This is a genomic window from Streptomyces sp. NPDC060002 (genome assembly GCF_042737245.1).
In the GTDB taxonomy this organism is placed as follows: domain Bacteria; phylum Actinomycetota; class Actinomycetes; order Streptomycetales; family Streptomycetaceae; genus Streptomyces.
Genome location: NZ_JBHWUW010000036.1, coordinates 26,299 through 47,493, shown reverse-complemented (window position 1 = coordinate 47,493; position 21,195 = coordinate 26,299). Strand labels below are relative to the sequence as shown.

Genomic DNA, 21,195 nt, shown 5'->3' with positions numbered 1-21,195 from the left:
GCCGGAGGGCGTCCGGGGCCTACGCTCGGCAGGACCTGCCCACCCGACAACGGACGGACGGCCTGCCCATGAGTGTCCGCGTGCGCCGCGTCTACGAACCGCCCGAGCCCGACGACGGGGTGCGGGTCCTGGTCGACCGGCTGTGGCCGCGCGGTGTGTCCAAGGACGCGGCCCGCGTGGACGAGTGGCCCAAGGGCCTCACCCCGTCCACCGAACTGCGCCGCTGGTACCACGCGGGCGAGGGGCCGTACGAGGAGTTCGCGCGGCGCTACGAGGCGGAGCTGACCGCCCCGGAGGCGGCCGGACTCCTCGACCGGCTGCGTGAGTCGGTCCGCGAGGGCCCTGTGACGCTGCTGACGTCCGCGAAGTCCCCGGAGCGGAGCCACACGGCGGTGCTGGTCCGCCTGCTGGAGGCAAACGCGGACCAGCGCTGACGATCCGTGGCGGCCGGCCCGGCCGACGGCCCGTAAGTCAGCCCGTCAGCCGGCCCGCCCGTCAGCCGGTCCGCCCCGTCGCCCCGTCAGCCCCGTCAGCCGGTCTGTCGGGCCGCGGCCCGGCCGGCGGCCCGACCGGAGAAGAGGCAGCCGCCGAGGAAGGTGCCTTCGAGGGCGTTGTAGCCGTGCACGCCGCCGCCGCCGAAGCCGGCCACCTCGCCCGCCGCGTACAGGCCCTCGACCGGCTGTCCGTCGGCGCCCAGGGCGCGCGAGTCGAGGTCGGTCTGGATGCCGCCGAGCGTCTTGCGGGTGAGGACGTGCAGCTTGACGGCGATGAGCGGGCCGGCCCCGGGGTCCAGGATCCGGTGCGGGGTGGCGACCCGGCCGAGCCGGTCGCCGATGTAGCGGCGGGCGTTGCGGATGCCCTGGACCTGGGAGTCCTTGGCGTACGGGTTGGCGATCTGGAGGTCGCGGGCCTCGATCTGACGGCGCAGGCCGTCCACGTCGAGCAGCGCCTTCTCCGTCAGGCCGTTCATCTTCTCGACGAGCTTGTCGAGGGTGTCGGCGATGACGAAGTCCGCCCCCCGGTCGAGGAACGCCTGCACGGGCGCCGGGGCGCCCTTGCCGAGCAGCCGGTCGCGCAGGACGGCCTTGCGGTCCTTGGCGGTGATGTCGGGGTTCTGCTCGGAGCCCGAGAGCGCGAACTCCTTCTCGACGATCTTGCGGGTGAGGATGAACCAGGAGTGGTCGTGCCCGGCGATGTCCTCGGTCGTGCGCAGGTACTTGAGCGTGTTGAGGGTGTCGTAGCCCGGCAGGCACGGGTCGGGCAGGCGGCGGCCGAGGGCGTCGAACCACAGGGAGGACGGGCCGGGCAGGATGCGGATGCCGTGGCCGGGCCAGATCGGGTCCCAGTTCTGGATGCCCTCGGTGTAGTGCCACATGCGGTCGCGGTTGACCAGCCGGACGCCGGCCTCGGCGCTGATGTCGAGCATGCGGCCGTCGACGTAGGCGGGGACACCGGTGACCATCTCGGCGGGTGGGGTGCCCAGCCGCTCGGGCCAGTAGCGCCGCACGATGTCGTGGTCGGCGCCGATGCCGCCGCTGGTGACGACCACGGCCTGGGCGGTCAGCTCGAAGTCGCCGAGGCGGTCGCGGTTGGAGGCGACGCCGCGCGCGCAGTCGTCGGGGGCGAGGACCGTGCCGCGCACCCCGCGGGCGGCGCCGTCCTCGAGGACCAGCTCGTCGACCTGGTGCCGGTGGTAGAAGGTCAGCAGCCCGTCCTTCGCGGCCTGCTTGGCGTACCGCACGAACGGTGCGACGACGCCCGTGCCGGTGCCCCAGGCGACGTGGAAGCGGGGCACGGAGTTGCCGTGTCCGTCGGCCCGCAGGTCACCGCGCTCCGCCCAGCCGACGGTCGGCACGAAGGAGATCCCGTGCCCGGCGAGCCAGGTCCGCTTCTCCCCCGCCGCGAACTCGACGTAGGCGCGCGCCCAGCGCACCGCCCAGGAGTCCTCGTCGTCGGCGCGGTCGAACTGCGCGCTGCCCTGCCAGTCGCTCCAGGCGAGGTCGAAGGAGTCCTTGATGCCGAGGCGGCGCTGCTCCGGCGAGTCGACGAGGAAGAGCCCGCCGAAGGACCAGAACGCCTGGCCGCCGAGGTTGGCGGCGTTCTCCTGGTCGACCAGGGCGACCCGCCGGCCCCTGCTGGTGAGTTCGTGCGCCGCGACCAGGCCCGCGAGGCCCGCTCCGACGACGATGACGTCCGCGTCCATGGCGTCCGCTGCCTTTCTCCTGAAGAGGTCATTGGGGGGTGCCGCTGCCGTCGGTCAGCAGCGCGGTGAGCAGTTGCTTCAGCCAGACACGGGCGCCCTCGACGTCCTTGTCCAGCAGCAGTTGGGCGGTGACTCCGTCGTAGGCGGCGACCACGGCGTGCGCCGCGCTGTCGACGTCCCCGAGCACGGCCGGCGGTGCGGCGAGGCCCCGGGCCCGGGCGAGCCGGTCGGCGATCGCCCGCCGCAGCCGCGCCCGGTGTTCCAGCAGGGTCTGCGCGATGTCCGGAGCCCGCGCGGCGTGCACCAGGAAGTCCGTCTTCACCAGGAGCCAGTCCAGGTCGAGGAGGAGCACCTCGGTGACCCGGTCGACGGCCGCCGGCACGTCGAGGTCGGGTCCGTCGAGGGCGAGGGCCCCGGAGACCTGCTCGGCGATCAGGTCGGCGCGTTGCCGGTAGAGGGCGAAGAACAGCTCGTCCAGGCTGTCGAAGTTGGAGTAGAAGGCGCCCCTGCTGTAACCGGCGGCCTCGCAGACCTCCTCGATGGAGACCCGCCCGAAGCCCTTGGCGGCGAACACCTCGAAGGCGGCGTCGAGCAGCTTCGCCCGGGTGCGGACCCGGCGCCTGGTGACGCGCCCGGTCGTCGGCCCGGTCTGCTCAGCCGTCTGTTCGGTCTGCTCCGCCGCCATCCCGGACCTCCGTTCGATACGGGAATGTATCCGATACACCGATGTATCGAAAGCCCTCCCGAAGGGACCGCACCACCCCCCGCCTCCCGCGAGTGACGGCTGAAGGGAACATGTTTTCGATTAAGGCGTACGCTGGAACCATGACCGCGCACCACCTCCAGGGCTCCCTCTTCGACCAGACCGACGAACTGCGCCTCGGCCCCCTCGACGGGATCCGCCGGACCGTGCTCGGCGCGGGCGCCTGGATCGATGTCCTGCCGGGATGGCTCACCGGATCGGACGCCCTGTTCGAACAGCTGGCGGCCGAGGTCCCGTGGCGTGCCGAGCGCCGGAGGATGTACGACAGCGTCATCGACGTACCGCGCCTGCTGGCGTTCTACGGAGCCGGCGAGGAGCTGCCCCACCCGGTGCTGGCCCAGGCGCGTCGGGCCCTGTCCACGCACTACGCCGAGGAACTGGGCGAGCCCTTCGTCACCGCCGGTCTGTGCCACTACCGCGACGGCCGGGACAGCGTCGCCTGGCACGGCGACCGGATCGGCCGCGGCGCCCGGCAGGACACCATGGTCGCGATCCTCTCCGTGGGCTCCCCGCGCGACCTGCTGCTGCGCCCGGCACGCGGGGGCGAGACGGTACGGCGCCCGCTGGGACACGGCGACCTGATCGTGATGGGCGGCTCCTGCCAGCGGACCTGGGAGCACTGCGTCCCCAAGTCCACCCGCGCCGCCGGGCCGCGCATCAGCGTCCAGTTCCGCCCGCGCGGGGTGCGCTGAAACGGAAGCAGACGGTACCTGTGCCCCTACCCTTCAGGGGTACGTGGTTGACCGCATGACCTGTTCGGCGTGCGTGGAGCCCCAGCGTCCACATCCACCCGGTGATCTGCTTTGCTGTCCCCGTCGAGCACGAACCTCCAGGACACGGGACGGCCATGCGGGCAGACGTACGGCAAGTGGCGGACGGCACCTACCTGGTGCACGGCAGCAACACCAACTGGGTGATCCTCGCCGAGGGGGACGCCGTCACCCTGATCGACACCGGCTACCCGGGCGACCGGCAACTGGTCCTGGACTCCCTCGCCTCCGTGGGCAGTTCGCCGGAGGCCGTCACGGCCGTACTGATCACCCACGCCCACAACGACCACCTGGGCTCCGCCGAACACCTGCGTTCGGTGTACGGCACCCCGGTGTATCTGCACGAGGCCGAAGTGCCGCACGCCCGACGGGAGTTCCTCCAGCAGGTGACCGTGGGCGAGGTCCTGAGGAACGCCTGGCGGCCCGGCGTGCTGCCCTGGACGGTGCACGCGCTGCGCTCCGGCGGCACCGAGCAGCACCCGGTCACCGCGCCCGAGGCGTTCCCCGGCGACGGCGGACCGCTCGACCTGCCCGGCCGTCCCGTCCCGGTGCACACCCCCGGCCACACCAGCGGCCACGCCGTCTTCCACCTGCCGGGGGCGGGCGTCGTCATCTCCGGCGACGCCCTGGTCAGCGGCCACCCGACCTCACGTCTGAAGGGGCCGCAGCTGCTGCCCGACATGTTCCACCACGAGCGGGGCCGCGCGGTGGAGTCCCTGAACGTGATCGAAGGGCTCGCGGCCGACCTGCTGCTGCCCGGGCACGGCCCGGTGCACCAGGGGTCCGTGAAGGCGGCGGCCCAGCAGGCCCGCGAACGCGCCGTCTAAGGTCAGGCCATGGCTTTGCAGATCAGCGCCACCAACCCGGAGCATCCGGCACTCCTGCTGGAGCTGCCGTGGCACCTGCCCCTGGAGGAGTGGCCCGAGGAGGTCCTCGTCCCGCTGCCGCGCGGCATCTCGCGCCACGTGGTGCGCTACGCCCAGGCCGGCGACGAGGTGATCGCCGTCAAGGAGCTCGCCGAACGCCCCGCGCTGCGCGAGTACGAGCTGCTGCGCGACCTGGACCGGCTCGGCATCCCCGCCGTCGACCCGCTGGCCGTGGTCACCGGCCGCGCCGACGAGGGCGGTGTCCCGCTGGAGTCGGTGCTGGTCACCCGGCACCTGGGCGGCTCGATGCCGTACCGCTCGATGTTCGAGACGACGATGCGCCCGGCGACCATGCACCGGCTCATGGACGCCCTCGCCGTGCTGCTGGTACGGCTGCACCTGGCCGGGTTCGCTTGGGGCGACTGCTCGCTGTCCAACACGCTGTTCCGGCGGGACGCGGGCGCCTACGCGGCCTACCTCGTCGACGCCGAGACCGGCGACCTGCACCCCCAGCTGAGCCTCGGCCAGCGCGACTACGACCTCGACCTCGCCCGCGTCAACATCAGCGGCGAACTGCTCGACCTGGAGGCGTCCGGGGCGCTGCACCCCTCGGTGGACCCGATCGAGTTCGGCACCGAGATCTGCGCCCGCTACGGAGCGCTGTGGCAGGAGCTGACCCGCACCTCGGTCTACCCGGCGGGCAAGTACCACTACATCGAGCGCCGGATCCGCCGGCTCAACGAGCTCGGTTTCGACGTCGCCGAGATGCAGATCGAGCACTCCGCCAACGGCGACACGGTCACCTTCGTGCCGAAGGTCGTCGACGCGGGCCACCACCAGCGTCAGCTGCTGCGCCTCACCGGCCTGGACACCGAGGAGAACCAGGCCAGGCGGCTGCTGAACGACCTGGAGAGCTGGATGGCCACCCAGGACGACTACGCCCCGGGCGACCCCCTCGCGGCCCGCCCGGAGGTGCTGGCGCACCGCTGGGTACGGGACGTCTTCCGGCCCACCGTGCGCGCGGTCCCCCTCGAGCTGCGCGGCTCCATGGACGCGGCGGAGATCTATCACGAGCTCCTCGAACACCGCTGGTACCTCTCGGAGCACGCGCAGCACGACATCGGCCTCGACACGGCGGTCGAGGACTACATCCAGAAGATCCTGCCCAGGGCACGGGAGACCCTGGAGCCGACGATCCCGGAGTGAGTCACTCGTGGGGCACGACGGCGACCGGGCAGTCCGCGTGGTGCAGGACGCCGTGCGCCACCGAGCCGATCCGGGCGCCCACGGCCGTGCGGTGGGCGCGGCGGCCGACCACCATCAGCTGCGCCCGCCCGGACACCGACAGCAGCACCTGACCGGCGCTGCCCATCTCCACCTGCTCCACCACCGGCACGTCGGGGAACCGCGCCCGCCACGGCTCCAGGGCTTCGGCCAGCGCCTTCTTCTCGTACGGCTCCAGGCCGCCGGCGTCGTCCGCGAGCTTGAGCGAGCCGGGGCTGTAGGCGAACACCGGCGGGAGCGTCCAGGCCCGTACCGCACGCACGCCCGCGCCCCGGGCCGCCGCCGTCTCGAACGCGAAGCGCAGCGCGCGGGCGCTGTCCTCGGGCTCTCCGTGCTGGCCGACGACGATCTCGTGGCCGGCCACCTCGGACGACGGCGTGTCACCGGCCCGGACCAGCACGACCGGGCGCGCGGCCTCGGTGATGACCTGCTGGCCGACCGAGCCGAGCAGGAACCCGACGACCGGCCCGTGCCCGCGCGAGCCGAGCACCAGCAGCTCCGCCTCCGCCGCGGCGGCGACCAGCGTCCCGATCGGGCTGCCCTCCCGGACGTCGATGGTGACGGCCGGCCCCGGGTACCGCTCGGCGACCGTCGCGACGGCCCGCCGCACGGAGTCGCGCACCCACTGCTCCTGGGCGTCCCGGTCCGCCACGTCGGCCGCCGCGTTCGGCTGGAACCCCCAGGCGTGCACCACCCGCAGTTCCAGGTCTCGCCGGACGGCCTCGCGGGCCGCCCAGGCGAGCGCCGCGAGGCTCTCGTCCGTCCCGTCGACCCCTGCCGTGATCGGGCCCGTCATCCCGCCGCCTCCTCGTGTCGTGATCACATCCGTCGGACCCAGTCTTCACTACGCTGCGGACATGGCATTGGAGTGGGAGCAAGTGGTCATCGACGCGGCCGACCCGGTGGCGCTGGGGCGGTGGTGGGCCGCGGCCCTCGGCTGGGTCGTGGTGCACGACGCCCCCGACGAGTACGAGATCCAGCCGGAGCGGGACCGGCTGCCGGGCCTGATCTTCGTTCCGGTGCCGGAGGGGAAGACCGTCAAGAACCGTCTCCACCTGGACTTCCGCCCCGACGACCAGAACGCCGAGGTGACCCGGCTGCTGTCCCTGGGCGCCCGCCACGCGGACATCGGGCAGGGCGCGCGGCCGTGGGTGACACTGTTCGATCCCGAGGGCAACGAGTTCTGCGTGCTGGGGGCGCGGCAGCCGTCTTGACCGCGTGCGCCCTGCCCTGTGCTCAGAGCGCACGGTCCGCCGGTATCCCGGAGCGGACCGCGGCGATCGAACATACGATGGGCGGAGCCGGCGCGGGCTTCGCCGTGCCGCCGTGAGTGACGACCCTGCGCTTGCCGAATACCTCCTCCATGCTGGTCAGGCGGCATGTTGATACTCGTGGAGGGTGCCGCCGAGTCGCGCTTGCCGTCGTATGTCCAGATGGGCGATGCGGTCCGGGTCCTCGATCGGAGCGGGCAGCGAGTGGAGAGGGCGGGCATTCGCAAGCCCCTGGTGCGGCCGGTGCTCGTGCTAAAACGTCTCGAACTCGCGCAGGGCGTGCAGGAGATGGCGCTGGTTCCAGATCAGCGTACGGTCCAGCAGCTCTCGCCTGCAGGTCTGCACCCACCGCTCCATGATCGAGTTCATGCGCGGCATCCGGACCCCGCTGAGCACCACCTCGATACCCGCGTCCTTGAGCACCTCGTCGAACGGCCGTGGGAACTTCCCGTCCCGATCCCTGATCAGATAGCGAGCCCGGCAGCCGGCGTCCTCGAGGTCCATGACGAGATTCTTCGCAGCCTGGACCACCCAGGACGCGGTCGGGTGCGCGGTCGCGCCCAGGATCCGGATCCGGCGGCTCGCGTGCTCGATCACGGCGAACACGTACAAGCGGGCCCGGACAGAGTGACGGCCTCGAAGAAATCGCACGCCAGGCGCGCGTCCGCCTGGGAGCGCAGGAAGTCCGCCCAGGTACTGGACGTCCGCTCGGGTACCGGGTCGATCCCCGCCTCCTTCAAGATTTCCCAGACCGTGGATGCTGCCACCTTCACCCCGAGTACGAGCAGCTCACCGTGCAGGCGCCGATAGCCCCAACTTGGATTTTCCCTGGCCAGGCGCAGCACCAGCGCCCGGATCGAGTGCACGGTGCGGGGCCGGCCTCCGCGCTTCGGCCGGGACTGGGAGGCGTGTCGGCGGGCGATGACGTTGCGGTGCCAGCGCAGTACCGTGTCCGGCCGCACCAGCAGCCGCATCCCGCGCAGCACTTCCCGTGGCAGGCCATGGAGGAGCGACGCCAAAAACGCCCGGTCGCTCGCTTGGAACCGGACCTGCTGCCCGTTCAGCTGCCGTTCCAGAACGCCGATCTGGTGGCGCAGAGCGAGGATCTCGACATCTTTCTCCCGGTCGCTCATCGGCAGCAGTCGCAGCATCGCGAACGCGTTCGTCACACCCAGGTACGCCAGTCTCAGCAGCACGACCGATCATCATGCCGCGCCAACCGGCGCCGCGCGATACCGGCGACTCGATCGGCCTCGGCCAACGCCCAAACCCGATCCCACCTGCGTGGATGAGGTATTCGGCAAGGGCAGCGTTGATGCGCATCGGTGAGCTGGCCTCAAGGGTGGGCGTGAGCGTGCGGGCACTGCGCTACTACGAAGAGCAGCACCTGCTGGCCTCGGCGCGCAGCCCCAGCGGCCAGCGGCAGTACCCGGACAGCGCAGTACCCAGACAGCGCGGTCGACCGCGTCCAGCTGATTCAGCAGCTGTACTCCGCAGGGCTGCCGAGCAGGGCGATCCTGGAACTGCTGCCGTGCGTCGAGACCGGTGACGTGACCCCCGCGCTGCTCGACCGGCTGTCGGCCGAGCGGGACCGCAGGACAGGCACGAGCCCTCCGGTGATCACTGAGCGTCAAGAACTCCATGATCACCCAGGCTCGTGCCTGTCTTGCCTCCGGGTCGTCACACGGCCATTCGCCGCACCTACCGCCGAGCTCTCTTAACCGCTCTGTTCTGGTGAGCTGAAACAACCAGCCTGGCCTGCTGGCCAGGGCCAGGGCACTATCACCGCTGATAGCGGCCTGGCCCTACCCGCAGGGCCGGACCTGGGACACCAGGGATCATGACCGACCGTCGACCGCTCTCGCTGCCCGCCTTCTCCGAGCCCACTTCCGACGCTCCCGTACCCGCCCAGGCGGGTGGGCGCCGACTGATGCCGGTCGAGCAGAGCGCCGACTTCCGCCAGCCGCCCGGCGAGACCGAGCCCGCACCCGCCCCGGCCCGACGTCCGCTCGCCCCCGGCGGCCTCACCTTCTCAGACCCGGACCGCCATATCTGAGCGCTACCACCACGGGTTGCGCCACGTCCAGGACCAGCTCACCACCTAGCCCCACCGCCCGGTGTGCCAGCGCCTCCACCTGGACAGTGGTCGTAGCCGGCCCGGCTCCCGCCTCGGATACCGTGTTCCTCTACGGGGTGCCATAACGGATGTGACGCCCCTCACCGGAGGTAGTCAGCGTATGAGTTCAAAGCGCAGCAAGAATCCAGCCCTGCCCGTACTTGACGACGCATTCCGACTCGCGTCGGTCAAGGACGCCGAAGAGTCCACCCGTGACTTGGCCGCGCGGCTGGCCACCACCGAGCTGCGCCGCGTTTCCCACCCGGGCCGGGTCACCTGGGAGCCCACCGATCAGGCCGAGCCCGTACCGGTCCCGCCGACTGTGGTCGACGGTGACGGGGACCTGTGGCTGCGGGACCGGGGCACTGGCACCTGGACCATGCCCGAGTTCAACCCGAAGGAGTTCCCGGCCCGCTGTGGCGAGGTTCTGACGTGGAACCAGCTTGCCCGCGAGTTCGGCCCGCTTACCGCACTGGCCGACGACCGCCGCATCGGCGGCGGCCGGCGCTGACCGCGCAGCCTTCTGGGATGACCGCGCCCCTGAAGCGCCCGTTACGGGTAGCTGGGAGCTCCAGCTCACCGCCGAGCTCGACGATGGCGGCGAGCAGGTGAGCGTGGTGGTCGGTCACGATGTCTCCATGTCGCAGCCGGATGCGTCGTCGCTGTCCGTGGGGTCGGGGTGGAAGAAGCGGGTGTAGCGGAGTCCGGTCTCCGGAGTGATGTTGAACACCGCGCATAGGTGCTGCGGGTCAGCGCCGCTGACGGCGGCCTCTTCGAGGATTCGGTCCTCGCGAAGTTGCTGGGCGGTGACCTGGCGGCCGCGCAGCAGAGGCTGCATCCAGCCGGTTGTGACCGGGGCCCGGGTGTGCGCGGTCTGCGAGCTGATGAACACGTGAGGGTTGCGGGTATGTGGCCAGCTCTGGTGCCGGAGGTGGATGTAGCGACGGCGGCCTGCTGGGTGAAGGCGTCGAGGGGGTGATCGATGTCGCCGAGCGTGAGCCGGCCGCGGGTGAAGTCGATGGCGGTCAGGGGCAGCGCTCGGGCCTGGTGCGGGTAGAGCGCATGGATGCCGACGAGGGCGATCAGCAGCTTCAGGGCGGGGTTGGTCTCGGCGGCTGCGGTCAGACGCTGGATCGTTTCGGGGCTCAGCGGCATGGGCACCGAGCTGGGCCGGGATCCCAGGCTCACGCCTCGTGCGGGGTTGGCGAACAACAGCCGTTCGCTCTTGAGGGTCTTGAACATGTCGCGCAGCGCGACGGCTTCGGTGTGCGGTGCCGCGCATTGGGCGAGCCAGTCGGTGACGTCGGCACGGCTGACCTGGCGAAGGGTGCGGTAGCGCTGCGAGCAGGCAAGAAGGAACGGGATCGCGGAGTTGGCCTGGTTTCGGACCGTGGTAGTCGAGCGGGGACGGCGGCGAGGTCCGCCGTGACGGACGATGCGGATCCACACGAGAACTTCTTCGCGGATCTCCGGGTGCACGCTGGCCAGTCGGCGGTGGATCCACGCGTCGAGGGGGTCGATGCGGTCGTCGTCGAGGAGAGCGAGGTGGTCAAGGACTTCGGTGACCCGGATGACGGCACGTCGGTTTTGCTGACGCGGCAGCGTGGCAACGGTGCTGGCCTTGATTGTCTCGTGCGGACCGTGGACGGCGGTCAGTAGGTACAGGCTGTTCTGCACGCGCTCCCGCAAGGCTGGTGACCAGCCTTGGGTCTCGGCGCTGGCATCGGCCTGTGTGACGACGTAGGCGGTGAAGGGGGAATCGATCGGCGTGACGTCGGGCACGGTGACGCGCGACATGTCCCGAGCTGCGATGAACAGCGGCTCCTGGCGCCACCGGGGTGTCGCCCAGAAGGCGATGTCGGGCCGCTGGTGCGCCGCGGGGGCTCCGTATCCTCGCGGTCGAGCGGCGGCGGCAAGGTGCACCCGCCGGACCAGATCGGCGAGGAACAACTGCTGCCCGGCGTTGGCCGCGGTGGACCAGTCCGGGCGCTGCCATGTGCGCGGAACTGCGAGAGCTTGGCAGCGGCACAGTCGGCACACCCCCTGTTTGAAGAGCGGCACGGTGCGGCGGCAAGCCGCGCAGGTGCCGGTCAGGTGGCCGCGGTTGCGCAGGGAGGTGCAGGCCGCGCAGCGGCCGTGGCGGCGCCAGATGCCCCAGGCAAGGCAGTCGCTGCAGCTGTCCGCATACGGCACGCGGGGATGGCATCGGCGGCAGAAGCCGCCGGCGTAGTGGGCGTCGCTGCCGCAGACCTTGCAGTTCGGAGGCGGAAGGCTGGGATGCAGGCAGCTGAAGCAGCGGGCCCGGCCGTACTCCGCGATCTTCTCGCCGCACTGCTTGCACGATCGGGGAGCGGCGGGCGCAGCCACGTCCCGTGGTCTTCCCAGTACCGGCCGACTTCCGGGGGCCGCACCTTGACCCAGTACACCGGGTCGGCGGCGTAGCTCTCGATGCAGCCGGCGTCGCTCTCGCCGGTCGGCGTGGTGGGGAAGGCCGCGGCCGGGATCGTCTCCAGCTTCCAGGTGATGGCGCGCAGATCGACGTCTCCGTAGTCGTCCATGAAGTGGCCGTTGTCAAGGTCGTTGAGCTTCATGTCAGGCCCCGCTCTCCAGCGCATACAGCTCGTAGGGGACGGTTGCGGTCTCGGTATCTCGGTCGGCCGTGCCGATGCGGGTGAACCCGGCTTTGGCCAGGACGCGGCCGGAGGCGGGGTTGTCGGGGTGGTGCATGGCCTCCAGCCGGTTGAGGCCGGCGGTGGTGAAGGCGACCGTGACGACCTGGTGGGCGGCGTGGGTGGCGTAGCCGTTGCCCCAGCTGTCGTCCCGGAGGATGTAGCTGATGGTGCCCATGGTCGGGGTGCGTCGGCGCAGGGAGATCAGGCCGATCAGGTCGTCCTCGTGGAGGCACGACCGAGGCGGCGGCCCGGCAGGGCGAGGGCGGGGTGCTGCTGCACCGCCAGGCGCTCTACCGACCTGGTCAACAGCCCGGCCGCACGCCAGATGCTGCGCTGGCACACCGAAACCGGCACCGAGGTCACCCTCGACGTCGCCGCCGGCCAGGACCGGAAACGGACCGACTTCCTGGAAGCACTCCATCGGATGGGCGACTGGCCCCAGCGCCCCCGCCTGCTCGGTGTCGCCAACGGAACGGGCACCGGCGCCGGGAACAACATCCCCGCCGACGACACCGCGATGTCCGCCCCCGGACCGAAGGCGAACGCCCACCTGCGCACCCAGGGCCAGGGAAAGCAGGCCGTCGCCCAGATGGCGAAGGCGCGCCAGGCCGCCATCGTTCGTTAGGTTTCCAGCGCTACATGTCCGTTCGCCGCCGGGCCCCCGGGTGCTCCGAGACGGCACCTTCTACGAATCCCGCACGCCCACGGACGTCGAGCTCGCCGCATGACCCCAGCAAGCCCGAACCATCCCAAACCCGACAGGGGTGCCTTGACGAAGGACATAGAGGCCCCCCGGCAGGCGTCCGCCGACGGGAATCCGGCCGGACGAGATCTGCCAAGCGATGTGATCCGCGATCACCACGTAGCAGAAGCGCCCGCAGGTGGGCGCCTAGTTCGGCCGCCTCGCGGCCGTACAGCGGCTCACGGATGCTGCTCATGCGTCCTCCCCCGTCCACCAGACGATCCGGTCCTGCACGGCCGGAGAGGCGGAGTCCGCGACCCGCCGAATACGCGGCTGTCCGAGCGGCCCGTCCGGGCTGAAGATCACGGAGGCCACGGCGCGCTGCGTGGTGATGTCCAGGGCGGCCCACCGCTCCGCCGCGCCCGGCCCGGTCTGGAACACCTCGGCCAGCGAGTCGGGGGCGAGGTGTCCCGCCTCCTGCTCCTCCAGGGCGGCAATGTCCGCCTTCAGCTCCCGGATCTTGCGGCCGTAGAAGTCGGCCGCCTCCGGGGTCTCCGGGTCCTTGCTCTCCCACATCGTCAACTGCCCACGCTTCGTGGCCAGTTCGCCGCGCACGGCGGACAGCTCGGAGTCGTCGTCGCTGTCGGCCAGGTCGGCGTTCACGTCCGGGCGGGACAAGTACGCGAGCAGCACGCCGGGCCGCTCGGCGGTGCCGATCAGCACGGCGTCCGTCTGCGCCTTGTCCGCCGTGAAGCAGTCCCGCTCCCAGCAGCGGTACACGATCCGCCCGTCCTACGCCCGGCCGCCGGGACGGGTGGACGTCTTGCCTCCGCACCTGCCGCACCGCAGCGCTACCGTGGATACGTGCTTGACGGAGGTCGAGGTGGTGCTCCGGCGGGCCGGGTCGGCGAGGTTGCGCTGCACGGCGGCGAACAAATCCGGCTCAACCAGGGGTGCCCAGTTGCCGGGCGTCTCAGTGGTCTCGCCGGTCGCCGAGTCCTTGTGGACCCGGACGCCCGCGTACGCCTTGCGCTTCAACACCTGGGCCAGATTCTGGCGGCTGAACGGCACGCCGTCGCGGCTGGTGACGCCGCGCCTGAGCCAGTCCTGCTCCACGGCGCGGACGGACTCACGCCTCCGGCCGTTCCAGCCCGCCACCCGCTCGAACAGCTCGACCACGCGCGGCCCCTCGCTGGGGGTCGGCCTCCTGCGACACGGGGCGCGGGCGGCCGTCGATCAGCTCATAGGTACGCCGGAAGCCGAACGGGATCTTTCCGTGGGGACGGCCCTCGTGAGTGGCTGAGTTCACGCCTCGCAGCGTACGCGCGGAGAGCAGCCGGGCCTCCTTCTCCACGTCGTTGATCCCGGAGATCAGGCTGTGCCGGTCCCCGTAGTTCCTTGGGTTGAACGTGCGCTTCAGGCTGGTGACGTGGATCAGGTATCCGCCCGCCTCCGCCGCGTCCACCAGGGCCACACCCCGGCCGGTCTCACGGGCAAGCCGGGACACCTCCCACAGCACCAGCACGTCGCCCGGCCGTCCGAATGCGCCGGTCTCCAGGTCGGACAGCAGCTGCTCGAAGTCGTCGCGGATCTTGGTCGCGAACTTGGAGGCGCTGCCCGTGTCCTTGTACGCCTCGCCCCACGTCCACGGCCCGTGCTCCTCCCCGGCCGTGAGGTTGTCGCGGTGCTGGTCGGTGATCGATCGCGCCGCCTTGCCCTTGCCCTTGCTGACCCGCAGGTACTCACGTGCTGCCCGGATCACCGCTGCCGTCGCCATGGCGCCTCCCCGTCACGTACGGTCGTTCTATGGCACCTGAAAGGTCTACCGTAGGTGTAATCATGACCGTGGACGACGACCCGGGGGTCTCCCGGGCCGTCGCCCGCGACCTGCGGCGCCGTTACGGCGCCGCGTACCGGATCGTGCGTGCCGAGTCCGGGGAGTCCGCGCTGGAGGCGCTGCGCGAGCTGAAGCTCCGCGGTGACCTGGTGGCCGTCATCCTCGCCGACTACCGGATGCCGCAGATGAACGGCATCGAGTTCCTCGAACAGGCCCTGGACGTGTATCCGGGCGCCCGGCGCGTGCTGCTGACCGCGTACGCCGACACGAGCGCGGCGATCGACGCGATCAACGTCGTCGACCTCGACCACTATCTGCTGAAGCCGTGGGACCCGCCGGAGGAGAAGCTCTACCCCGTCCTGGACGATCTGCTGGACGCCTGGCGCTCCAGCGACCACCGGCCCGTGCCCGCCACGAAGGTGGTCGGGCACCGCTGGTCGGCACGGTCGTCCGAGGTGCGGGAGTTCCTGGCCCGCAACCAGGTGCCGTACCGCTGGTACTCCGCCGACGAGCCGGAGGGGCGGCGGCTGCTGGCCGCGGCCGGGGTCGACGGACAGCGACTGCCGCTGGTGGTCACCGCCGACGGCACGCCCCTGGTCGAGCCGGACGCGCCCGGACTGGCCGCCCACGTGGGGCTGGCGACGACGCCGACGGCCGACTTCTACGACCTGGTGGTGATCGGCGGCGGCCCGGCCGGGCTCGGGTCGGCGGTGTACGGGGCCTCCGAGGGGCTGCGGACGGTGCTCGTGGAGCGGTCCGCGACCGGAGGACAGGCCGGGCAGAGCTCCCGCATCGAGAACTACCTGGGCTTCCCGGACGGTGTGTCCGGGGCCCAGCTCACCGACCGGGCACGGCGGCAGGCCACCAAGTTCGGCGCCGAGATCCTCACCGCGCGCGAGGTCACCGGGCTCGAGGTCAACGGCTCCGCGCGCGTCGTGCGGTTCTCGGACGGCTCGGCGGTCGCCGCGCACAGCGTGATCCTCGCGACGGGCGTGTCGTACCGGCAACTGGCGGCGCCGGGCTGCGACGACCTGACCGGCTGCGGGGTCTTCTACGGATCCGCGCTCACCGAGGCGTCCTCCTGCCAGGGGCAGGACGTGTACATCGTGGGCGGCGCCAACTCGGCAGGCCAGGCGGCCATGTACCTGGCCAGAGGCGCCAAGTCCGTCACGCTGCTGGTGCGCGGGGAGTCCCTGGCGGCCTCGATGTCGTACTACCTGATCCAGCAGATCGACGAGTCGCCCAACATCTCCGTACGCCCCGGCACGGTCGTCGACGCCGCCCACGGGGACGGCCACCTGGAGCAGCTGACCCTGCGGGACGTGACGACCGGCGAGACCGAACTCGTCGACGCGCAGTGGATGTTCGTGTTCATCGGCGCGGCTCCGCTGACCGACTGGCTGGACGGCACGGTGCTGCGCGACGAGCGCGGGTTCATCCTCGCCGGGCCCGACCTGACGCCGGACGGGCGGCCGCCGGCGGACTGGGCGCTGGACCGGCCGCCGTACCACCTGGAGACCAGTGTTCCCGGCGTGTTCGTGGCGGGCGACGCGCGCGCCGAGTCCGCGAAGCGCGTCGCGTCCGCCGTAGGAGAGGGAGCCATGGCCGTGATGCTCGTCCACCGGTATCTGGAGCAGTCATGAGCGGGCAGCTGATGCCGTGCAGCCCGGCCGAGATCAGCTCGCTGTTCCTGTTCGAGAAGCTCTCCCCCGAACAGCTCGGACGGCTGTGCAGCGAGGGCCGGGTGGAGAGGTTCGAGCCCGGTCCGGTGTACACCGAGGGCGATCCGGCGACCTGCTTCTACGTGATGGTCGAGGGCACGGTCGTGCTGTACCGCCGGGTAGGCGGGGACGACGTGGAGGTGAGCCGCACCTCGCAGCGCGGGGTGTACGCCGGGGCCATGCAGGCCTACCTGGGGGACCAGGTGCCGCAGGTCTACAACAACTCGATGCGGGTGACCGAGCCGACGCGGTTCTTCGTGCTGCCCGCCGAGTCGTTCTCGGCCGTCATGCGGGAGTGGTTCCCGATGGCCGCGCATCTGCTGGAGGGGCTGTTCTTCGGCTCGAAGAACACCCAGCGGGCCATCGGGCAGCGTGAACGGCTGCTCGCCCTGGGCTCGTTGTCGGCGGGCCTCACCCATGAGCTCAACAACCCGGCCGCGGCGGCCGTACGCGCCACCGCGACACTGCGGGAGCGGGTGGGGAAGATGCGGCACAAGCTGGCCGTCATCGCGTCCGGAGCGTACGACCCGGAGGCGCTGACCCGGCTGATCGAGATCCAGGAGCGGACGGCCGAACTGGTGGCGAAGGCACCGGTGTTGAGCCCGCTGGAGGCCTCCGACCGGGAGGACGACCTCACCGACTGGCTCGACGACCACGGCATCCAGGAGGGCTGGCGGATCGCGCCGACCTTCGTGCAGGCCGGGCTGGACGTGGACTGGCTGGAGCAGGTCGCGGCCGTCGTGGACGAGGAGATCCTGCCGGGCGCGATGGGGTGGCTCAACTACACGGTCGAGACAGAGCTGTTGATGGACGAGATCGACGACTCCACCAACCGCATCTCGCACCTCGTGGACGCCGCAAAGCAGTACTCGCAGCTCGACCGGGCCCCCTACCGGGTCGTCGACGTGCACGAACTCCTCGACAGCACCCTGCTGATGCTGTCGGGCAAGATCGGACAGCGCATCGAGGTCGTCAAGGACTACGACCGTGCGCTGCCGGCGATCCCGGCCTACCCGGCGGAGCTCAACCAGGTGTGGACGAACCTCGTCGACAACGCCGTCTTCGCCGTCAACAGCGCGGGCGGCGAGGGCACGTTGACCGTGCGTACCGCCCGCGAGGGCGACCGGCTGCTGGTGGAGTTCCGTGACACGGGCCCCGGGATCCCACCGGACGTCCGGGGCCGCATCTTCGACCCGTTCTTCACCACCAAGCCGGTGGGCGAGGGCACGGGGCTCGGTCTCGACATCTCCTGGCGGATCGTCGTCAACAAGCACCACGGCAGCCTTCATGTGGAGTCCGTGCCGGGCGACACCCGCTTCCAGGTGCTGCTGCCGCTGACCGCCCCCGACCCCGAGAGCGCGCCGGATCCCGAGACCGCCGAGGAGCCCGTATGACCGACGTAGACGCGATCGACCCGAGCGTCCCGCCCAGCAGCGCCGGCTGCGTGGACTGCGACTCGGCGGGCGGCTGGTGGTTCCACCTGCGGCGCTGCGCGAGCTGCGGCCATGTCGGCTGCTGCGACTCCTCTCCCTCGCAGCACGCCACCGCCCACTACAAGGCGACCGGGCATCCCCTGGTCCGCAGTTTCGAGCCGGGCGAGGAGTGGTTCTGGGACTACTCCACCGACGAGCTGTACGAGTCCGGGCCCGAGCTCGCCCCACCGGCCGTTCACCCCGCGGACCAGCCCGTGCCGGGCCCCGCCGGGCGGGTGCCGGAGGACTGGGCGCAGTCACTGCACCGTTGAGCCCGCACGACGCACCACTGAGATCGCACCACTGAGATCGTCCCGTCGAGATCGTCCCGGCAGGGCTCCGTTCCTGGTCGCGGGCCGCGTTGTCGGTGGCGCGTGCCAGGATGGAGTCGTGTCGCAGACCGTGTTCGCCACTCCGTTCATCGGCCGGGAAGAGGAGCTCGCCCGGCTCTCCGGCGTGCTGGAACGCGCCCGGGGCGGCGAGTCGCGCGCGGTGCTGATCGCCGGGGACGCCGGCGTGGGCAAGACCCGGACGCTGGACGAGGTCGCCACCCGGGCGGCCCGCTCCGGCATGACCGTGCTCACCGGACACTGCGTCGACCTCGGTGACGTGGGGCTGCCGTATCTGCCGTTCACCGAGATCCTGGGCCTGCTCGCCGCCGACGAGCGGTTCGCCGCCGTCCTCGCCGCGCACCCCCTGGTCGACCGGCTGCTCGGCGCGGGCACGGATACCGCGCGGGACGACGCGGGGCACGCCCCGCGGTCCGGCGGCAGCGGGGAAGGACGGCTGAGACTGTTCGAGGGGATGGCGGCGCTGCTCGCCGACCTGTCGGACGTCACACCGCTGCTCCTCGTCCTGGAAGACCTGCACTGGGCGGACCAGTCCTCCCGGGACCTGCTGCGCTTCCTGCTCAGCCGGGGCTTCCTGCAACGGCCCACCGGCAGCAGATCCGGTCACCGGCTGGCCGTCCTGGCCTCCTACCGGGCGGACGACCTGCACCGCCGGCACCCGCTGCGCCCACTGCTGGCGGAGCTGGTGCGGCTGCCGGCCGTGGACCGGCTGGAGCTGCGGCCGCTGGCGGACGCCGAAGTGGCCCGGCTGCTGCGCGCCCTGGAGGACCGGCCGCTGCCGGAGGCCACGGTGCGCCGCATCGTGGAGCGCGCGGAGGGCAACGCCTTCTACGCGGAGGAGCTGCTGGCGGCCACGGACTCGGAGGCCGGCGGAATGCCCAGCGGACTGGCCGACCTCCTCCTCATCCGCGTCGAGCAACTCCCCGACACCGCCCAGCAGGTGCTGCGCACCGCCGCCGTCGCCGGCCGGCGCGTGGAACACGACCTGCTGCGGGACGCGGTGGGGCTGCCCGAGGACGAACTGGAGTCGGCGCTGCGGGAGGCCGTCGGCCACCAGCTCCTGGTCGCGGGCGGCGACGGCGCGTACGCCTTCCGGCACGCCCTCGCGCGCGAGGCGGTGTACGCGGATCTGCTGCCGGGTGAACGGTCCCGGCTGCACGGCGCGTTCGCCGCCCTGCTGGCCGGGCGGGGCCACCGTGCCGAGACCGCGGCGGAGCGCGCCCACCACTACCGCGAGAGCCATGACCTGGGCGAGGCCCTCGCCGCCTCGCTGGAGGCCGCCGACCACGCCAGGCGGGTCGGCGCGCCCGCCGAGGAACTGCGCCATCTGGAGGCCCTTCTCGACCTCTGGGAGTCGGTGCCCGCGACGGCCCTTCCGTCCGGTGAGGGGTCCGACCGGGTCACGCTGATGCTGCGCGCCTCGGCGGCGGCCGCGCACGCCGGGGAGGCGCACCGCGCGGTCTCCCTGAACCGGGCCGCGCTGGCGGGCGTCGGCCGCACAGCCGACTCCGAACTCGCCGCCCGCGTGCGGTACACGCTGGCCGGCACGCTCATGGGCGTCGACAGTCTGACGGCCGCGTTCGCCTACAGCAGCGAGGCGTTGGCGATGATCCCCGCCGAACCGCCGTCGCCGACCTGGGTGTGGGCCGCCGCCACACATGTCCTGGCCGCCCGTCAGATCGGTGACCACGAGACCGCCCTGCGGGTCGCGCGCCGGGCGCTGCGCGCCGCCGAGCAACTCGAACTGACGGACGCGCGTGCCGACCTCCTGGTCTCGCTGGCCAACCTCGAGGGCGAGGGCCGCCGCTCCGCCGAGGGTCGCGCGAGGCTGACGGAGGCGCGGGAACTGGCCCGGCGCGGCGGCAACGCGCCGGTGGAGATGCGGGCCCTGTTCACCCTGGCCATCGGCGCCTACGAGGCCGGGGAGCTGGAGGAGTGCCTGCCCTGGCTGGCCGAGGGTCTGGACCGCGCCCGGCGGGCGGGGCTGCTGTCCTCGCCGTATCCGCTGGAGATGCGGTACCTCCAGCTGCTGGTGCTCTACACGCTGGGCCGCTGGGACGAGTGTCTGCGGACGGCGACGACCGACCTGGCGGTGCTGCCGGCGTCGGGTGGATTCGCGGTGGGTCCCGCCCTGTACGTGGGTCTCGCGCGCGGCGACAAGGGCGTCGCCGACCGGGCCCGGGCCCTGCTCGACGGGCGCTTCGACTGGATGGCGGCGCTCGTCGCGGGCATCGTGCTGACCGATGCGGCGGTACTGAGCGGTGACGCCGAGGCGGCGGTGGCCCGGCTGCGGTCCTCGGTCGAAGCTCTCACGGACGACGTGGGCATGCTCCCGGACGTCACGGTCCGGCTCACCGCGCTCGCCCTCACGGCGGTCGCCGACGCGGCGGCCGGGGCTCGGCACGGCGGTGACGAGGCGGCGGCGGGCCGCTGGTCGGCGGTCGCGACGGAACTCCTGGAGCCGGCGCGGGCGGTGGCCCTGCGGGGCGCGACCGGTGTGCCGCAGGGCCCGGAGGGCCGCGCCTGGCTGGCCCGCGCGCAGGCCGAGTGGACGTGGGCCACCACCGGGCCCGACCCGGCGGCCTGGGAGAGGACGGTGGCGGCGTTCGGCTACGGCGACGCCTACGAACTCGCCCGCTGCCGGCTGCGGTACGCGCAGGCCCTGCTGGCGGCCGGGCGACGCGAGGAGGCGACGGCCGAGGCCCGCGCCGCCCGGGAGACGGCCGTACGGCTGGGCGCCACGCCCCTGCTGGAGCGGGCGGACGACCTGGTCCGCCGCGGGCGCCTCACCGACGCCGGGTCCACCGCCCGGGGCGGTCCGGTCGCCCTGACGGCCCGGGAGCGGGATGTCCTGCGGCTGCTCGCCCTCGGCCGGAGCAACCGGCAGATCGGCGAGGAACTGTTCATCAGCGGCAAGACGGCGAGCGTGCATGTCTCCAACATCCTCGCCAAGCTGAGCGCGGCGAGCCGTACAGAGGCCGTGGCGATCGCCTATCGCGAACGACTGCTCGAACCGGAGCTCGGCGCGTCGGGCTGAACCCGGCGGGCGTCGGGCTGAACCCGGCCACGTCGGGCTGAACCCGGCGGCTTCGGCCCGGCCACGGCGGGCGGGCCTTCAGCGGGGCATGCGATGCGGGCGGGCCTTCAGCGGGGCCGTGCGATGCGGGCGGGCAGATGCGGGCGAGGAA

The 21,195-nt window shown here is 72.0% G+C and carries 20 protein-coding genes and 2 pseudogenes; 13 read left to right on the top strand and 9 right to left on the bottom strand.

Annotation, left to right across the window (positions count from 1 at the left end; all coding sequences use genetic code 11):
• Positions 1-68 precede the first annotated feature (68 nt).
• Positions 69-434 carry a DUF488 domain-containing protein gene (locus ACFWBD_RS27460; protein ID WP_385672067.1) on the top strand — a complete coding sequence of 122 codons (366 nt, stop codon included), beginning with the start codon at positions 69-71 and terminating at the stop codon, positions 432-434.
• 95 nt (positions 435-529) lie between these two features.
• Here the strand turns inward: ACFWBD_RS27460 and ACFWBD_RS27455 are convergent, their stop codons facing one another.
• Entirely contained in the window at positions 530-2,203 is a 1,674-nt protein-coding gene (locus ACFWBD_RS27455; RefSeq protein WP_385672064.1) for an FAD-binding dehydrogenase, read from the bottom strand.
• Positions 2,204-2,231: 28 nt separating this feature from the next.
• Positions 2,232-2,888, bottom strand: coding sequence for a TetR/AcrR family transcriptional regulator (locus ACFWBD_RS27450; RefSeq protein ID WP_385672060.1), 657 nt, complete (start codon positions 2,886-2,888; stop codon positions 2,232-2,234).
• Positions 2,889-3,028: 140 nt separating this feature from the next.
• On the opposite strand from ACFWBD_RS27450, the gene ACFWBD_RS27445 reads away from it, so the two are divergent.
• The 3 genes from ACFWBD_RS27445 to ACFWBD_RS27435 all read left to right on the top strand — a co-directional run bounded on the left by ACFWBD_RS27445 (position 3,029) and on the right by ACFWBD_RS27435 (position 5,808).
• The gene (locus ACFWBD_RS27445) at positions 3,029-3,658 is read left to right on the top strand and encodes an alpha-ketoglutarate-dependent dioxygenase AlkB (protein WP_385672057.1); all 630 of its coding nucleotides are present in this window, start codon (positions 3,029-3,031) and stop codon (positions 3,656-3,658) included.
• A 155-nt stretch (positions 3,659-3,813) separates the two neighbouring features.
• A complete protein-coding gene (locus ACFWBD_RS27440) occupies positions 3,814-4,563 on the top strand; it encodes an MBL fold metallo-hydrolase (protein ID WP_385672054.1) in 750 nt (249 codons plus the stop codon).
• Between the two features lie 9 nt (positions 4,564-4,572).
• Positions 4,573-5,808, top strand: coding sequence for a DUF4032 domain-containing protein (locus ACFWBD_RS27435; protein ID WP_385672051.1), 1,236 nt, complete (start codon positions 4,573-4,575; stop codon positions 5,806-5,808).
• Between the two features lies 1 nt (position 5,809).
• Here ACFWBD_RS27435 and ACFWBD_RS27430 read toward each other — a convergent pair whose 3' ends face one another.
• Positions 5,810-6,682, bottom strand: coding sequence for a universal stress protein (locus ACFWBD_RS27430; protein ID WP_385672048.1), 873 nt, complete (start codon positions 6,680-6,682; stop codon positions 5,810-5,812).
• A 61-nt stretch (positions 6,683-6,743) separates the two neighbouring features.
• Between ACFWBD_RS27430 and ACFWBD_RS27425 the strand changes: the two genes are divergently transcribed.
• Positions 6,744-7,100, top strand: coding sequence for a VOC family protein (locus ACFWBD_RS27425; protein ID WP_385672045.1), 357 nt, complete (start codon positions 6,744-6,746; stop codon positions 7,098-7,100).
• 156 nt (positions 7,101-7,256) lie between these two features.
• Here the strand turns inward: ACFWBD_RS27425 and ACFWBD_RS27420 are convergent.
• A pseudogene (locus ACFWBD_RS27420) lies at positions 7,257-8,353 on the bottom strand (helix-turn-helix domain-containing protein).
• 119 nt (positions 8,354-8,472) lie between these two features.
• Here ACFWBD_RS27420 and ACFWBD_RS27415 point away from each other — a divergent pair.
• The 3 genes and pseudogenes from ACFWBD_RS27415 (at position 8,473) to ACFWBD_RS27405 (ending at position 9,784) form a co-directional block, all read left to right on the top strand.
• Positions 8,473-8,878: pseudogene (locus ACFWBD_RS27415) on the top strand (MerR family transcriptional regulator).
• A gap of 119 nt (positions 8,879-8,997) precedes the next feature.
• The gene (locus ACFWBD_RS27410; RefSeq protein ID WP_385672043.1) at positions 8,998-9,213 is read left to right on the top strand and encodes a hypothetical protein; all 216 of its coding nucleotides are present in this window, start codon (positions 8,998-9,000) and stop codon (positions 9,211-9,213) included.
• 181 nt (positions 9,214-9,394) lie between these two features.
• Positions 9,395-9,784 (top strand): hypothetical protein, encoded by a 390-nt coding sequence (locus tag ACFWBD_RS27405; protein ID WP_079403197.1) that lies wholly within the window; start codon positions 9,395-9,397, stop codon positions 9,782-9,784.
• Between the two features lie 65 nt (positions 9,785-9,849).
• Here the strand turns inward: ACFWBD_RS27405 and ACFWBD_RS27400 are convergent, their stop codons facing one another.
• Positions 9,850-11,640, bottom strand: a complete 1,791-nt coding sequence (locus tag ACFWBD_RS27400) for a hypothetical protein (protein ID WP_385672040.1) — start codon at positions 11,638-11,640, stop codon at positions 9,850-9,852.
• A gap of 225 nt (positions 11,641-11,865) precedes the next feature.
• A complete protein-coding gene (locus ACFWBD_RS27395; RefSeq protein ID WP_385672037.1) occupies positions 11,866-12,366 on the bottom strand; it encodes a GNAT family N-acetyltransferase in 501 nt (166 codons plus the stop codon).
• Here ACFWBD_RS27395 and ACFWBD_RS27390 point away from each other — a divergent pair.
• Positions 12,271-12,570, top strand: a complete 300-nt coding sequence (locus ACFWBD_RS27390; RefSeq protein WP_385672196.1) for a hypothetical protein — start codon at positions 12,271-12,273, stop codon at positions 12,568-12,570. The genes ACFWBD_RS27395 and ACFWBD_RS27390 overlap by 96 nt on opposite strands.
• Positions 12,571-12,879: 309 nt before the next feature.
• Here ACFWBD_RS27390 and ACFWBD_RS27385 read toward each other — a convergent pair whose 3' ends face one another.
• The 3 genes from ACFWBD_RS27385 to ACFWBD_RS27375 are packed head-to-tail and all read right to left on the bottom strand — an operon-like array spanning position 12,880 to position 14,404.
• The gene (locus tag ACFWBD_RS27385; RefSeq protein ID WP_385672034.1) at positions 12,880-13,407 is read right to left on the bottom strand and encodes a hypothetical protein; all 528 of its coding nucleotides are present in this window, start codon (positions 13,405-13,407) and stop codon (positions 12,880-12,882) included.
• A gap of 12 nt (positions 13,408-13,419) precedes the next feature.
• A complete protein-coding gene (locus ACFWBD_RS27380) occupies positions 13,420-13,806 on the bottom strand; it encodes a recombinase family protein (protein WP_385672031.1) in 387 nt (128 codons plus the stop codon).
• Positions 13,757-14,404 carry a recombinase family protein gene (locus tag ACFWBD_RS27375; RefSeq protein WP_385672028.1) on the bottom strand — a complete coding sequence of 216 codons (648 nt, stop codon included), beginning with the start codon at positions 14,402-14,404 and terminating at the stop codon, positions 13,757-13,759. Before ACFWBD_RS27375 ends, ACFWBD_RS27380 begins: the two co-directional genes overlap by 50 nt.
• A gap of 29 nt (positions 14,405-14,433) precedes the next feature.
• Here ACFWBD_RS27375 and ACFWBD_RS27370 point away from each other — a divergent pair, with 29 nt between their 5' ends.
• The 4 genes from ACFWBD_RS27370 to ACFWBD_RS27355 all read left to right on the top strand — a co-directional run bounded on the left by ACFWBD_RS27370 (position 14,434) and on the right by ACFWBD_RS27355 (position 21,044).
• The gene (locus ACFWBD_RS27370; RefSeq protein WP_385672025.1) at positions 14,434-16,107 is read left to right on the top strand and encodes an FAD-dependent oxidoreductase; all 1,674 of its coding nucleotides are present in this window, start codon (positions 14,434-14,436) and stop codon (positions 16,105-16,107) included.
• Entirely contained in the window at positions 16,104-17,579 is a 1,476-nt protein-coding gene (locus ACFWBD_RS27365) for an ATP-binding protein (protein ID WP_385672022.1), read from the top strand. Before ACFWBD_RS27370 ends, ACFWBD_RS27365 begins: the two co-directional genes overlap by 4 nt.
• Positions 17,576-17,929, top strand: a complete 354-nt coding sequence (locus tag ACFWBD_RS27360; RefSeq protein WP_385672020.1) for a UBP-type zinc finger domain-containing protein — start codon at positions 17,576-17,578, stop codon at positions 17,927-17,929. The genes ACFWBD_RS27365 and ACFWBD_RS27360 overlap by 4 nt, the downstream gene beginning before the upstream one ends.
• Before the next feature lie 118 nt (positions 17,930-18,047).
• Positions 18,048-21,044, top strand: coding sequence for an ATP-binding protein (locus ACFWBD_RS27355; protein ID WP_385672018.1), 2,997 nt, complete (start codon positions 18,048-18,050; stop codon positions 21,042-21,044).
• Positions 21,045-21,195 lie beyond the last annotated feature (151 nt).

What these genes read in the sequence shown, in the direction of transcription:
- ACFWBD_RS27460 (WP_385672067.1), top strand. Translation starts at nt 69, where the DNA reads ATGAGTGTCCGCGTGCGCCGCGTCTACGAACCGCCCGAGCCCGACGAC.
- ACFWBD_RS27455 (WP_385672064.1), bottom strand. Translation starts at nt 2,203, where the DNA reads ATGGACGCGGACGTCATCGTCGTCGGAGCGGGCCTCGCGGGCCTGGTC.
- ACFWBD_RS27450 (WP_385672060.1), bottom strand. Translation starts at nt 2,888, where the DNA reads ATGGCGGCGGAGCAGACCGAACAGACGGCTGAGCAGACCGGGCCGACG.
- ACFWBD_RS27445 (WP_385672057.1), top strand. Translation starts at nt 3,029, where the DNA reads ATGACCGCGCACCACCTCCAGGGCTCCCTCTTCGACCAGACCGACGAA.
- ACFWBD_RS27440 (WP_385672054.1), top strand. Translation starts at nt 3,814, where the DNA reads ATGCGGGCAGACGTACGGCAAGTGGCGGACGGCACCTACCTGGTGCAC.
- ACFWBD_RS27435 (WP_385672051.1), top strand. Translation starts at nt 4,573, where the DNA reads ATGGCTTTGCAGATCAGCGCCACCAACCCGGAGCATCCGGCACTCCTG.
- ACFWBD_RS27430 (WP_385672048.1), bottom strand. Translation starts at nt 6,682, where the DNA reads ATGACGGGCCCGATCACGGCAGGGGTCGACGGGACGGACGAGAGCCTC.
- ACFWBD_RS27425 (WP_385672045.1), top strand. Translation starts at nt 6,744, where the DNA reads ATGGCATTGGAGTGGGAGCAAGTGGTCATCGACGCGGCCGACCCGGTG.
- ACFWBD_RS27410 (WP_385672043.1), top strand. Translation starts at nt 8,998, where the DNA reads ATGACCGACCGTCGACCGCTCTCGCTGCCCGCCTTCTCCGAGCCCACT.
- ACFWBD_RS27405 (WP_079403197.1), top strand. Translation starts at nt 9,395, where the DNA reads ATGAGTTCAAAGCGCAGCAAGAATCCAGCCCTGCCCGTACTTGACGAC.
- ACFWBD_RS27390 (WP_385672196.1), top strand. Translation starts at nt 12,271, where the DNA reads ATGCTGCGCTGGCACACCGAAACCGGCACCGAGGTCACCCTCGACGTC.
- ACFWBD_RS27395 (WP_385672037.1), bottom strand. Translation starts at nt 12,366, where the DNA reads ATGGAGTGCTTCCAGGAAGTCGGTCCGTTTCCGGTCCTGGCCGGCGGC.
- ACFWBD_RS27375 (WP_385672028.1), bottom strand. Translation starts at nt 14,404, where the DNA reads ATGGCGACGGCAGCGGTGATCCGGGCAGCACGTGAGTACCTGCGGGTC.
- ACFWBD_RS27370 (WP_385672025.1), top strand. Translation starts at nt 14,434, where the DNA reads ATGGCACCTGAAAGGTCTACCGTAGGTGTAATCATGACCGTGGACGAC.
- ACFWBD_RS27365 (WP_385672022.1), top strand. Translation starts at nt 16,104, where the DNA reads ATGAGCGGGCAGCTGATGCCGTGCAGCCCGGCCGAGATCAGCTCGCTG.
- ACFWBD_RS27360 (WP_385672020.1), top strand. Translation starts at nt 17,576, where the DNA reads ATGACCGACGTAGACGCGATCGACCCGAGCGTCCCGCCCAGCAGCGCC.